Here is a 12,342-nt window from a genome sequence, read left to right as displayed (position 1 = left end):
GATTAAACGTTTACAATCAGCGGTTATCAACACGGCTTGCATTTTCATACTCAGCCCTGGGCATAGGCAGCTTATAAGCCTTTAACTGCACCAGGTTAAAATCACTGCCGCGTGGAATGGAAGCCCTGTTCATCCGTTTGTAGTAGTAGAACAGCTGCCCCTCTCCCAGGAATTCACGACGAAACTCAGCCGCCTCTACAGCAGAAAAATTATTCGCATCGATGGTCACCGCAGGTACCCCCCTGCGCTGTCGAATGGTATTGATCTTCTCCGCCGCCGCTGTCATATTGGTAGCAGCCTGGCATTCCGCAGCAATGAAATACATCTCGGAAAGACGCAGCAGGCATATCTTGTTCTTGTACGACTCCGGCCAGGCGGCTGTAGTAAGCTGGTTATACTTCAGCAGGTAATACGAAGATGCACTCTCGGCATACTGGTACAGCCAACGGTAATCATCGCTCCTGTTATCGAAATAGGCAGTGAATAACAAGTCACGGGAATAAGAGAACAGGTTGGTAGCCGCCTGCCCCGGTATCAGGTAACTCTGTGTAATGGCAGTAAGATTGCTCACATTAAGCGCAAACAGGTGCTCAGTAGAAAAACTCAGGTCTGCAAGGGTGCTGACAACAATATTATCCTGTTTTACCCAGGGAAACTTATTCGAGTTGATTACTTCTGTTGCACATTCCAGCGCCTTGTCTTTGGTCCCCTGGTACAGGTACACCCGCGCCAGCAACCCCTTTACTGCATAATAGTTCAGGTGTACCTGCCTGTTCAGCAAATAACCGTCGTCATCAATGGTAGTAATGGTTCTGCCGGTAATGATAGGATCACTTTGTTTCAGCAGCGCTTCTGCCGCCACAAGATCATCGATCACCTTTTTCGTAAACGCCGATACGGAAAGCTGAGGAAACACCTGGTCGCTATAGGCAGTAACATAAGGCACCGCTATTTTATCGGGGTTCTCCGCAAAGCTCGCACCAAACAAACGCAACACCTCAAAATGAATGAAAGCCCTGAGCGCAAGCGCTTCTCCTTTAATGACCTTATAGTTATCCGGCGCAAACATCTGCTGCTTCTCATCTATCGCACTCAGCAGCTTATTGGTATTGGCGATCGCAAAATAAAGCTGCGCCCAGATAGCGTCGATCCTGCTCACCGTTGCAGTAGGCGTGTAGTCGTACGTACGCTCTCCTTCATAGGCCAGCGAAGCACCTTCCCATTCCATTCCCAGCACACCCAGCATGCCAAAAGAAAGCTCCTTGCCATAAAGGGTCTCCGTAGCAAGCGTGCCATAAATGCCCGACAACGCCTCTTTGAACCCCGTCTCCGAAGCAAACATTTCATTATCCTTTACCTGGTCTTTAGGCCTTACATCAAGCCATTTATTACAGGATACTGCGGTAACCAATAACACCGGCAGGAGAAATATGATAAAGTAGTTGTTTTTTGTTTTCATGTTCCTGATGTTTTAGAAGCTTGCTCTCACTGAAAAAGAAAATGTACGGGCAAAAGGATAATCGGTCCCCCGCTCGGCTCTTACCGTAGACATCCTGGCGACATCAATCGTATAAAGCGTAAGACGAAGCCCCTGCATACCCACTTTCTTGAGAAACGCATGATTCCTGAAATCATAAGCCACATTCAGGGAAGTCAACTGCCACTCATTCAGGTTTTCTACAAAACGCGATGTGGCATAAGTGGTCGTAGGTGTGGCTCCTATCTTTTTATAGAAAGTATTGTCGCCCGGTTGCTTCCAGGTATCGGAGAATACCCTGCTGTCTACATTGTAGCGGATATTGGCATTCTCTACTTTATCCACCAGCGTTTGGTTATAATACTGTCCGCCAAAACGGTAAGTGAATGCACAGTTGATACTGAAACCGCCATACTGCGCATTGATCCCAAAGCTGCCGTTGAAATCAGGTGTGGCATCGCCCATCACCTGCTGGTCATCGCCATTCCAGGTATAGGTGGTGCCGCCATCCTTTTTGCGATACACCTCTCTCCCCGTGATAGGATCGATCCCCAGTGAAGGCACCGCCCATATGACCGTAGTGGACTGCCCTTCTTTATAACGGGTACGTGGCTTGGTGGTACTGGTCGTATCCTGTTTGTTGTTATAGGTATCCAGTGCATTGTTCAGGCGTACGATCTTGTTCTTGTTCTGCGCCACCGTTCCAAACACATTTACAAAAGCTTCTTTACGCGGGTTATTGTAAATACGGTAATTGATGGTCGCATCAAAACCCTTGTTCTGCATAACCCCTACGTTCTGGCGGTACGAAGAAAAGCCCGTGGAAGTAGGTAAGGAAAGATCCACCAGCAGTTTGTCCGACTGCGAAACATAATAATCGAAACGCAGGTTTACTCTTTTAAACAACTGGGCGTCTATCCCCATATTGATATCTCTTGTCTGCTGCCATTTCAGGTTGTTGTTGGCAAGCGCCATCAGCTTGGCAGATACCACGTTATCATAGAAGATATCGGTATAGTAGTTATAGGTAGCCATGGCCTGGTAAGGGTTGAAGCTTTGATTACCGGTATAACCGATAGAACCACGCAGCTTCAGCAGGTTTACAACAGAATTGCCCCTGAGCGGCGCTTCATTGTGCAGGTTCCATCCCAGCCCTGCCGACCAGAAATTACCCCAGCGGTTATCGGAACCGAAAACGGAAGACCCGTTACGGCGCACCGTAAGATCCATCAGGTACCTGTTGTCGTAAGAGTAGTTCATCGACGCCAGCATCCCTACTTCACGGGTAGTGTTCTCAGAGCCCGTAGGCCTTCCGTTCTCCTGGTATTGCCGGGCGAACGAAATATAATCCACCCGGTCATTCATAAAACCTTGTGCCGTCATACCATAGGTAGAAAATGAATTCTGCATCATATTCCATCCGGCATTCAGCAGCACCATGCTTTTACCAAACTGCTTTGTATAGTTAAGGGTAAGATCGGGTTTGAAATAACGGGTAGTGCCGTTGGTAATGGTATAAGAACCTCTTCTGAAAAAAGCATCTCCCGTCCAGGTGATGAAACGCGTATGGTTGGCAGGATAAAAATCTTCCCTTACATCTTCTTTCTGCGAAAATCCGAAACGGCCTATCAGCTTCAGCGCAGCAGACACGGTGTACTCTGCGTAAAAGTTATTGACGATCTCGGTGTACTTCGAAAAGTTCTTCGTGCCCAATGTTGCGTTGTACAACGGGTTGGTATAAATTTCATCCGCAGCCTGCCCCGCCGGGTTATAAGTGCCCAGTATCTTCTTCATATTGCCATTGGCGTCGGTTGGTTCAAAATACGGGTTCAGCCTGGCATATTCGCTGAAGGTTCCGTAAGGAGAATCATCGGCCTTGTTGAAGTTTACCGTAAGCAGGTTGCGGAACAACAGCTTGTTGATCCGGTACGATAAGGTAACGGTGCCAGAAGTGGTACTCCTCCCGGAACCCTTCATCACACCCGCAATATTGTTATAGGCCAGGTCAACCCCATAACGCATATAAGTATCGCCACCCTCAAGCGCAATTGCATGTTTCTGGCCGGTGCCTACACGTAACGGCTTCGACAACCAATAGGTGTTCACACCCCGTGCCAGCGCTTTTACATGCTCATTATATTGTTCCAGCAGCAGTTGTGTCTCAGGCTGATAGGTAGTGGTATACATACCGGCATCCAGCTCAGCCTGTAACTTTTCAGAAGCATTGGTAAGATTGTAACTATTGAGATCAGGCGCATTGATATTCAGATCGGCATTATACGTAAGCCTGAGTTTGCCCGCCTGCGGACGTTTGGTTTCTACTACCACAACCCCGTTGGCAGCCCTGGAACCATAAATAGCTTTTGCAGCAGCGTCTTTTAATATGGTAATGGAAGATACCCTGTTGATATCGAGATCATAGATCCGGGTAAGTGTCGTTTCAAAACCATCAAGTATAAACAATGGCATATTGGGGTTGGAATTGTATTCTCCCGTAAGATCCGGTAAGGAACTGGCGCCCCTGATCTGTATATCCGGTAAGCCGTTAGGGTTCGATCCCATGGCCGTATTCTCAAGCTGCACAAAAGCAGGGTCCATTACCTTCAGCGCCTGTAGTATATTCTGGTTGCTCACCTGCTTCAGCTGGTCGCCGGTAAATGTAGTGGCAGCGCCGGTAAAACTTTCCTTGCGGCGCGTATACACACCGGTAAGCACCATGTCTTCCATGGCATTCACCGACGGCACCAGGCGGATCGTGATCCTGGCATTGTTCTTCACCGTATACTCCTGCGCATCATACCCCACGAAGGAGATCTTGAGAACGGTACCCGTTTCCACGCGGATGGCGAATTCACCGCTGGCATTGGTGGTAACACCCTTCTTCGTGTTTTTGATCTGCACATCGGCGCCCACAACAGGCTCCGCAGTTTTGGAATCGATAACAAGACCGTCAACCGACACCTGTGGCGGCGGCGTATTCCATTCCGCAATATCAGCCGGCGCTGCCGGCTTCGTTTTCACCAGTATGTTCTTTTCCATAATGGTGTAAGCCAGTGGCTGGTCTTTAAATACCAGCTCAAGCGTTTGTTGCAGGGAAAGATCATGCACAGAAATATTCACTGGCTTCGACTGGCCAATGACTTCCTTGTCGTACAAAAACAGGTAACCTGTTTGTTTTTTGATTTCCTTGAACAAATGTTCGAGTGAGCTTTGTTTTGCAGACAGACTCACTTTCTGAGAGAGCCCCTTGGCACTTACATGCATTGTAGCCAGCAGCAAAGCCCATGCAGTCATTCTCATCATCATAAGCATTTTTCGGGTAAAAACCTTAGTCAAATTCATACCTTTGTTCCGTTTTGGGTTATGTAATACTTCGCGCAAAAGAGGTAACAGCTACCCATACTCCGCCGGAAGTACTGCAACTACTTCCGGTTTTTTTTGGATAACTCCTCTGCAGATGTTTAGTTAGTGTTGGTTGTTCTTTCGTTATTTCATGAAGCTTTATTTTGATGATAAAGTAATTTTCCTTCCATCTATTTCGTAATCGATGCGGGCCGCAAATGCCAGCATTTTCAATACCTGCGTAATACTATAGTTACGGGAAACATTCCCCATCAGTTGCCTGCCGGGCATCTGCCCCTTGAAGGTGATCTCTACATCGTACCACCTGCTCAGCTCACGGATCACAGTTTCAAAGTCTACATCGTTAAAAGCAAACAGGTCATTTTTCCAGGCCGTTTCATCCTCCGTATTCACTTCCTTCACCCTTATGCTGCCTTTCACAAAACGCGCCTGGTTACCCGGCGTAAGCACCACCGAAGCACCTGTTTGCGGCACTTGTTCAGCCACTTTTATACTGCCCGATACCAGTGTTGTTCGTATCAAACGCTCATCGGTATAGGCGTTCACATTAAACCCGGTGCCCAGCACCGTCACCTGCTGTCCGCCGCTGTTGACCCTGAAAGGCTGCCGCTCATTGGCAACGATGTCGAAATAGGCCTCGCCGGTCAGCTCCACTACACGCTCCTTACCGGCAAATGCAGTAGGATAACGTATCGATGAAGCGGCATTCAGCCATACCTGGCTGCCATCGGGCAGCAACAGCCTGTATTTGCCTCCCCGCGGCGTAGTAAGTGTATTGTAAAATACCTGCTCGCCAGCCGCCGCCTGGTGCGCATAGGTAAGCTGCCCCTGCTGCTGTTGTACCTTAAGCGCACCCTGCGCCGCCACAATGCCATTCACCGCACTGTCCAGCGCAACCGTGCTGCCATCGGCCAGGGTTAAAACCGCTTTATTGGTGGCAGGCTTTATAGCCGCTATCGCCGGCGCATCGCCATCACCGGCCGCAGAAGGTAATACCCCTTTCTTTGCCCGCGGCCACAACAGCGCCGTCAACACCAGTACAAACACGGTAGCCGCTACCGCCCACCAGCGCGTAGCTGGTAATAACCGGCGTAACTTGGTTTGCGGTACCGGCTGCGCCATGTTATCTGGCTTAGCTCCCTGCTGCGCCGCCGTCTGCAACCGTGTGCCCGGTTCTGTCACCGGTATTCCCGTATCCTGTTTATTATTTATCAGCTCCTTTATCTTCTGCTCCCACACCGCTGCCGGCAGCGCCTCCCCTTCAAAGGCCGCCCTATCCCAATAATAATCCAGTATCTCCGTTAGATCCCGGTCGCTCGAACCTGCCATCAATTGCCAGAGCGCTTTGTATTCGCGCTCCGTCAACTGATTATCCAGGTATCCGGATAATAGTTCCTGTACTCGTTCCGCTGCCTTGGCCATATAATAGTTTTGCAGTTACCAAAAGAGACGATGAAAAAAAAGGTGTATCCCAATCGGGAAGAAAGTTTTTTTAGCGCAAACAACAAAGCAGCAACAGGCTAACAGCGCCGTCATCAATACGAAGCCTGTCACGGATGAATTGCAGGGCGGAAGAAAGGTGATTTGCCACGGTTTTAGCAGAAATATCCATACGGGCGGCAATTTCTTCATAACTAAGCCCCTGCTCACGACTGAGCAGGAAAACCATTTTACGCTGCGGCGACAGCTCCGCCACCGCTGCAAGAATAGCAGTGCGGGTATGCTCTCTTATAATCCCACCATCGGCGGCGTCGGCCGTAACAGGCGGCATGGCATGACGCAGCTGCTCCTGCAAAACCTTGTCACGCTGCGCACGGCGCAAAAAATCGATAGCACAATTTCGCGCCACGGTAATAAGAAAAGCCTCGAAATTATTGACGCTGGTAAGCGCAGCACGGCCACGCCAGATCTTGACAAACACATCCAGCACCACCTCTTCAGCTACCTCGCGGGATTTGGTGACCTTGTTCAGATAAGCGAAAAGCTGGTCCCGGAAACGCGCAAACAGCAGGCTAAACGCCGCCTCATCGCCGGCAGCCACTCGATCAAGCAGTTCAGTATCGGGGAAAGTAAGCACAGCCTAAAAATAGGCAAACTAGTCGGATAGATTTACATTTGTCGTCGACATGAAAGCTCATTTCAACCGTTTTCTCTTATTGCTGGTAGTATCCGTTACCGCCCTGGCGGCACAGGGGCAGGAATTCCGCCATCTCCTGAAAGGATTCGATGATAACGACGGCATCGATATCCGCGGCATGGGAACCGACGATGGTTATACCAATGGCACTGGCATCGATCTTTACCGCCCCGCAGCACGGCCACGCGCTTTCATAAATGCCTTGATGCCCAAAGCAGGCGATAGCGCCTTCAACACCTCCGGGTGGGGAATAATGCAGGTAATGTACACGCCTACAGAAATACGGACCTATAACCCCGACCCCAACGATTATCACTTCGGAGGAGGATTATATATAAAACATAGTTTACATTCTGCCGATAAACGTAGGAAACTGAACCTGCAGTCAGAGCTGCTCCTGGGAATAATGGGTCCTGCCTCACTGGCAAGCAATTTCCAGAAACTGATTCATAGCATCGGCGGCTTTTATACGCCCAGGGGATGGGATCACCAGTTGCCTACCGACTTGTTACTGAATTATAATTTCACTGCCGAGAAGCAGTTATGCGCTATCGGCGAAGGATTGGATATCAATGCCGGCGGCACCGCCATGCTGGGCAGTTTGCAAACAAGCGCACAGGTATATACTCTGTTCCGCTTTGGTAAAAAATTCTCTTATTACGAAGGTTTCATACAACAGTATTGCCGGCCCAATACGCCCGGCAAAAAACAATGGCAGCTCTACGGCATATTACAACCCGGCCTTCAGTGGACCGGCTACCAGGCCATGTACCAGGGCGGCTTGCTCAATAGCCAGTCCCCGCTTAACAATAACAGTAAGATACACGGCCAGGCGCATGCAACCATGCGCCCGGAACCTTTTCTTGCCCACCTCGATTTTGGCATCATAGCCTCATCAGGCGGCTTCGGTATCTTATGGAAACAAAGCCTCCGCACCCGCGAAGTTCAGCATATGACGCCCCGCTCAGTAGGCACCATTTCCGTACAAATAGCATGGTAACACACCACGGCTAAACATTCCACATCACGCCCTAACACTCCCGGCAACACCTGCCGGCTGTTACCCATTCTTCCTTTCTTTCATCTTAGCCTTCATCTGGTCCTTCATATCCGATTTTAACTTCTGGTAAGTGGCAAACTGCTCAGAGCTGAACACAGTCTTATATTCCGCTTCTTTTTTATCGTTGATGGCTTTGGCCTTTTTCAGCTTCGCAAGTTTGCCGCCGCTGCCCTTGAGAACAGGATCCATTTCACGCGCATACTTCAGGTTTATTTCATTCACTTTGGTTTCCTGTTCACTGCTCAGCGACAGCTTGGTTTTCAGCCATTCGGTTTGCATGGCCGCACGTTCTTCAGGTGTGCTGTTTCCTAAATCCTGTGCATGAACATACATCACAGACAACATCAAGCAGCAAATAAATAAAGCCGCAATTTTGAAAAGTTTCATATTATTTCTTTTGTTTGGTGATATGCAAAGCTCAGTAGCGGAGCGCAGTTTAACCAGCAACAAACCGGTGAAGCGTCAATAACCGGAGGTGAACTTTCAGTAATTCATCCAGGTTTTGAATTCAGGTACGCGCGCCTTGCTGATAAGTACCTTCTCTGCCGGTTCAGGCGTAAGCTTCAAATAAAGACGCCCGTTAAAATACAGCTCTATTTCCTTTATAGCACTACGTTGTATGATAAACTGCCTGTTGGCACGAAAGAACTGCGCTGGATCAAGCTGGGTCTGCAACTGTTCAAGAGTAAACTCTATAGCATATTGTTTCTTGTCGCTGGTACAGGCATATACAATTTCATTGGCCGTATAAAACCAGGCGATACGCGCCGTTTCCAACGGCAGCAGCTTTTCACGGAAATGTACCAGGAAAGACTGTTTGTAATAAGTAGCGCCCTGCTGCATCATTTTAAGCAAGGCATCCAACTGGCCCATATCCGCTTTTACCGGCCCGGCACCCTGTAACCGGTTATACTTGGCAAGCGCCGCCCGTATTTCAGTTTCATCATAAGGTTTCAGAATATAATCTATACCATTGGCCTTAAACGCCTGCAAGGCATAGTTGTCATACGCCGTAACAAAAATAACAGGCTGCTCTACTTTCACTTTATCGAATACTTCAAACGAAAGCCCATCGTTCAACCTTATATCCATAAATACAAGATCACAGCCATCAGGTTGTTTCCTGAACCAAGCAATGGTATCTTCAACACCAGGAAGCACATCCATTATCGTTATGGAAGGATCTGCCTCATGAAGCATAAACTCCAGGTTCCGGGCATTGGCCGGCTCATCTTCAACTAATAATACACGTAGTGGCATAGTTGATTATTCGAATGGTAAAATAACAATAAAATGACTATCGTTCCTGCGAATGGTGATTTCCCTGCCTAATAAGATACGGCATCGCTCGTTAAGATTAAACAGGCCTGTTCCACTTTGCTCCTGCACAAAACCAAGCGGCTGCAGATTGTTTTGCACCCATAGCCTCTCTTCTTTTATAAATAATTGTATAAGAAGCGGCGCCGCCTCTGTAGCCTTATTGTGTTTAGCAGCATTTTCAATAAGCGGCTGCAATGAAAGATGCGGCAGCTTTTTATCCATCCATTCTTCCGGGATCTGGATCATGACACTAATGCTGTTTTCAAACCGCATATATAACAGTTCCCTGTAAAGCTGGAGATCCTGTAACTCATCTCTCAAACTTACTACCGCATCTTTTTTCTGAAGCAGGTTACGGAAAGTTTTCGATAGCACGCTTATAAAACGCTGCGCCCTGGCCGGATCTTCGCGCACGATACCTGAAAGCGTACTAAGCGAGTTGAAGAAAAAATGAGGGTTAAGTTGCTGCTTCATCAACTCCAGTTCGGCCTTCGCAAACCTGGTACGGGCCTGTTCCGCTTCTACCTCTTTGGCTCTCATTTCGCGCAGTAAAAAAAAGATCCGAACCATCAGCAGTTCTACCGCCATGCATATAAAAAAACGCCCGAAATAGCCGGCCCTGTACAGCCGTACCGGCATCTGGAGATCAAATATCGTTCTTTGAAGAAAAGCACCCAGCGCAAAACCAAACAGCAACAGCAATACATTATGAAGCAGGCGCAAACGAAAACGCGACTGGTATAACAGGTTAACGGCAAAAACCGCATAACAGAATAAAAAATTATATCCCAGTTGAAAACAAAATTCAGCAGGTTCAAAAAAAGATACCCTGTTGACAAGCCCCCCGGTACGCAAGGCAGAGATGCGCGGAATGTTCACCACTACAGCCACCACCACGGCGCAGTAAATGCTGATCCTTTTTTCGTCCTTACTTGCTATCATACATCAAAGATGATAAAAAACACTGCCCGCCCGGCGGCACACGGGGCGAAACGGCTAAACAGGGGGATGAACCTGCTGCTGGCAGGGTAAAACAGTGGTTTTGTTGACCGCCTTTTCCAGGTTCTTCTCCCCCACAGGGTCCTGCCCCTGCAATACCGGCTTATCCGCACGGTCGGCACGGATGATATTTTCAAGCTCCTCGTTATTATGACGGATGGCCAGTACATACTCATCTTCATTACGGATGGCCGAAAGCTGCTTCAGCATCCGCTCGTCGTACATGAAAAAGGTGCGTGCCGAATGGGTGGCTTCTTCGGGAGGAACCCCCAGCAGCTTCAATACATCTACCCCCATACGCAAACTCGTATCCAGCGTTTCACGGTAAATATTAAGGATCCCCGCATTCATAAGATCGTAAGCGTCGTAACGGTTCGAAGCCCTTACCATCATACGCAGGTCGGGAAAATGTTTCTTGACATTACGGATCAATTCCAGCCGCTTTTCTTCATCACCAATCGCAATGATGATAAGTTTTGCATTCCGCGCACCGGCTATTTCAAGCAGGTCGTGCCTGCTGGCATCGCCATAATACACTTTAAAACCCATGCGCCGCAGCGAGGTTACCTGGTCGCTATCCGCATCCAATACGGTTGTTCCAATGCCATGCGCCTGGAGAAAACGGCCAACCGTGGTCCCAAAATGACCATAACCTGCAATGATAACAGGGTTGTCCTCTTCTACCAGGTCACTTTCCTTTTCTTCCGGCTCTTCCTGCACACCAAGCCTCGGCAATAATAATTTCTCGTGTATAAGCCACAACAGCGGCGTGAAAGCCATACTCATAGCCACTACCGCCACCATAATATTGGTAAGCTCATGCGATAGTATACCCTCCTGCCGCGACAGGCTGAACAATACAAAAGCAAATTCTCCTACCTGGCTCAACCCTACCCCAAACGTGGCATTCTGGTCTTTTGTTAGCCGGAAAAGTTTTCCCAGCCCCATAAGAATGACCATTTTCAGCACCATCACACCCACCGCAAGCCCAATGATGAGCAGTGGTTTCGCCAGAACCAGGTTAAAGTCAACCGAGGCGCCCACAGCCATGAAGAAAAGCCCCAGCAGCAGTCCTTTGAAAGGATCTATATCACTTTCCAGCTCATGCCGGTATTCGCTGTTGGCCAGTACAACACCCGCCAGGAAAGCGCCAAGGGCAGGACTTAACCCTACAAAGGTCATAAACACTGCAATGCCTACCACCAGCAACAGCGCGGCGGCAGTGAACAGTTCCCGCAATCCTGTTTTGGCTATTATCCGGAAAAAAGGACCAAGTAAATAACGGCCGGCTACAATTACCGCAGCTACACTCCCCAATACAATCAGCGTTTGTAATCCTGCCGGCAGGGTTTGCACCCACCCCTTTGCATGAGCGGCAGCCGCATGATCGCCCCCCGCACCGGTAGCCAGCAGCGGAAAAATAGCAAGAATGGGGATCACCGCTATATCCTGGAACAACAGCACGGCAAAAGAAGACTGGCCCGCAGCAGATTTCATCAGCCCCTTTTCATTCAGCGACTGTAATACAATAGCCGTCGACGACATCGACATGATAAGCCCCAACGCCAGCGCCTGACGCCATTCCAGTCCAAACGCCAGCGCAATACCCATCACCGCAAGAGACGTAACGCCCACCTGCAGTCCACCCAAACCCGATATCGACTTTCTTAATCGCCATAAACGTAAAGGCTCCAGCTCCAGACCTATCACAAACAGCAGCATCACCACACCAAATTCCGCAAAATGCATAATATCTTCCCCTTCCTGTCCCACAAACTGAAGACAGGCAGGACCAATGATCACACCTGCTACAAGATATCCCAATACAGACCCCAAACCTATGCGCTTGGCAATAGGCACCATTATCACGGCGGCGGCGAGGTAGATCATCGCCTGGAAAAAGAAAGTTTGCTGCATACGGTAAGATAATGAAAATCCGCTATTCCCCCCTTCCGTCAATGAAGTGGCATTCACGATGGCACGATG

The 12,342-nt window shown here is 48.9% G+C and carries 9 protein-coding genes; 1 reads left to right on the top strand and 8 read right to left on the bottom strand.

From position 1 onward, the window contains the following. Positions 1-16: 16 nt before the first annotated feature. From ESB13_RS21210 to ESB13_RS21195, 4 genes are all read right to left on the bottom strand, one after another. Complete coding sequence (locus ESB13_RS21210) at positions 17-1,459, bottom strand: RagB/SusD family nutrient uptake outer membrane protein (RefSeq protein WP_129005701.1); 1,443 nt, start codon at positions 1,457-1,459, stop codon at positions 17-19. 12 nt (positions 1,460-1,471) lie between these two features. Beyond that, positions 1,472-4,819, bottom strand: a complete 3,348-nt coding sequence (locus tag ESB13_RS21205) for a SusC/RagA family TonB-linked outer membrane protein (protein WP_129005700.1) — start codon at positions 4,817-4,819, stop codon at positions 1,472-1,474. A 159-nt stretch (positions 4,820-4,978) separates the two neighbouring features. Further along, on the bottom strand, positions 4,979-6,262 hold the full coding sequence (locus tag ESB13_RS21200) for a FecR family protein (protein ID WP_129005699.1): 1,284 nt from the start codon (positions 6,260-6,262) through the stop codon (positions 4,979-4,981). A gap of 70 nt (positions 6,263-6,332) precedes the next feature. Continuing rightward, complete coding sequence (locus ESB13_RS21195; RefSeq protein ID WP_129005698.1) at positions 6,333-6,917, bottom strand: RNA polymerase sigma factor; 585 nt, start codon at positions 6,915-6,917, stop codon at positions 6,333-6,335. A 49-nt stretch (positions 6,918-6,966) separates the two neighbouring features. Here ESB13_RS21195 and ESB13_RS21190 point away from each other — a divergent pair, with 49 nt between their 5' ends. Next, positions 6,967-7,977: a lipid A deacylase LpxR family protein gene (locus tag ESB13_RS21190; RefSeq protein WP_129005697.1), complete on the top strand. Its 1,011-nt coding sequence runs from the start codon at positions 6,967-6,969 to the stop codon at positions 7,975-7,977. A gap of 60 nt (positions 7,978-8,037) precedes the next feature. On the opposite strand, the gene ESB13_RS21185 is transcribed toward ESB13_RS21190, so the two are convergent. From ESB13_RS21185 to ESB13_RS21170, 4 genes are all read right to left on the bottom strand, one after another. Then, on the bottom strand, positions 8,038-8,424 hold the full coding sequence (locus ESB13_RS21185; protein WP_129005696.1) for a hypothetical protein: 387 nt from the start codon (positions 8,422-8,424) through the stop codon (positions 8,038-8,040). A 96-nt stretch (positions 8,425-8,520) separates the two neighbouring features. Then, positions 8,521-9,297, bottom strand: coding sequence for a LytR/AlgR family response regulator transcription factor (locus tag ESB13_RS21180; RefSeq protein ID WP_129005695.1), 777 nt, complete (start codon positions 9,295-9,297; stop codon positions 8,521-8,523). A 6-nt stretch (positions 9,298-9,303) separates the two neighbouring features. Beyond that, positions 9,304-10,299, bottom strand: coding sequence for a sensor histidine kinase (locus tag ESB13_RS21175; protein WP_129005694.1), 996 nt, complete (start codon positions 10,297-10,299; stop codon positions 9,304-9,306). Positions 10,300-10,353: 54 nt separating this feature from the next. Continuing rightward, on the bottom strand, positions 10,354-12,330 hold the full coding sequence (locus ESB13_RS21170) for a monovalent cation:proton antiporter-2 (CPA2) family protein (protein ID WP_246022645.1): 1,977 nt from the start codon (positions 12,328-12,330) through the stop codon (positions 10,354-10,356). Between the last annotated feature and the right edge of the window lie 12 nt (positions 12,331-12,342).

Origin of the sequence: Filimonas effusa, from assembly GCF_004118675.1 — a bacterium.
Taxonomy (GTDB): domain Bacteria; phylum Bacteroidota; class Bacteroidia; order Chitinophagales; family Chitinophagaceae; genus Filimonas; species Filimonas effusa.
The sequence above is the reverse complement of the archived record's forward strand: the minus strand, read 5'-3'. Positions and strand labels throughout refer to the sequence as shown.

Bases quoted from the DNA above. Each gene is read 5' to 3' on its own strand.
- ESB13_RS21210 (WP_129005701.1), bottom strand. From the start codon at position 1,459: ATGAAAACAAAAAACAACTACTTTATCATATTTCTCCTGCCGGTGTTA.
- ESB13_RS21205 (WP_129005700.1), bottom strand. From the start codon at position 4,819: ATGAATTTGACTAAGGTTTTTACCCGAAAAATGCTTATGATGATGAGA.
- ESB13_RS21200 (WP_129005699.1), bottom strand. From the start codon at position 6,262: ATGGCCAAGGCAGCGGAACGAGTACAGGAACTATTATCCGGATACCTG.
- ESB13_RS21190 (WP_129005697.1), top strand. From the start codon at position 6,967: ATGAAAGCTCATTTCAACCGTTTTCTCTTATTGCTGGTAGTATCCGTT.
- ESB13_RS21185 (WP_129005696.1), bottom strand. From the start codon at position 8,424: ATGAAACTTTTCAAAATTGCGGCTTTATTTATTTGCTGCTTGATGTTG.
- ESB13_RS21180 (WP_129005695.1), bottom strand. From the start codon at position 9,297: ATGCCACTACGTGTATTATTAGTTGAAGATGAGCCGGCCAATGCCCGG.
- ESB13_RS21175 (WP_129005694.1), bottom strand. From the start codon at position 10,299: ATGATAGCAAGTAAGGACGAAAAAAGGATCAGCATTTACTGCGCCGTG.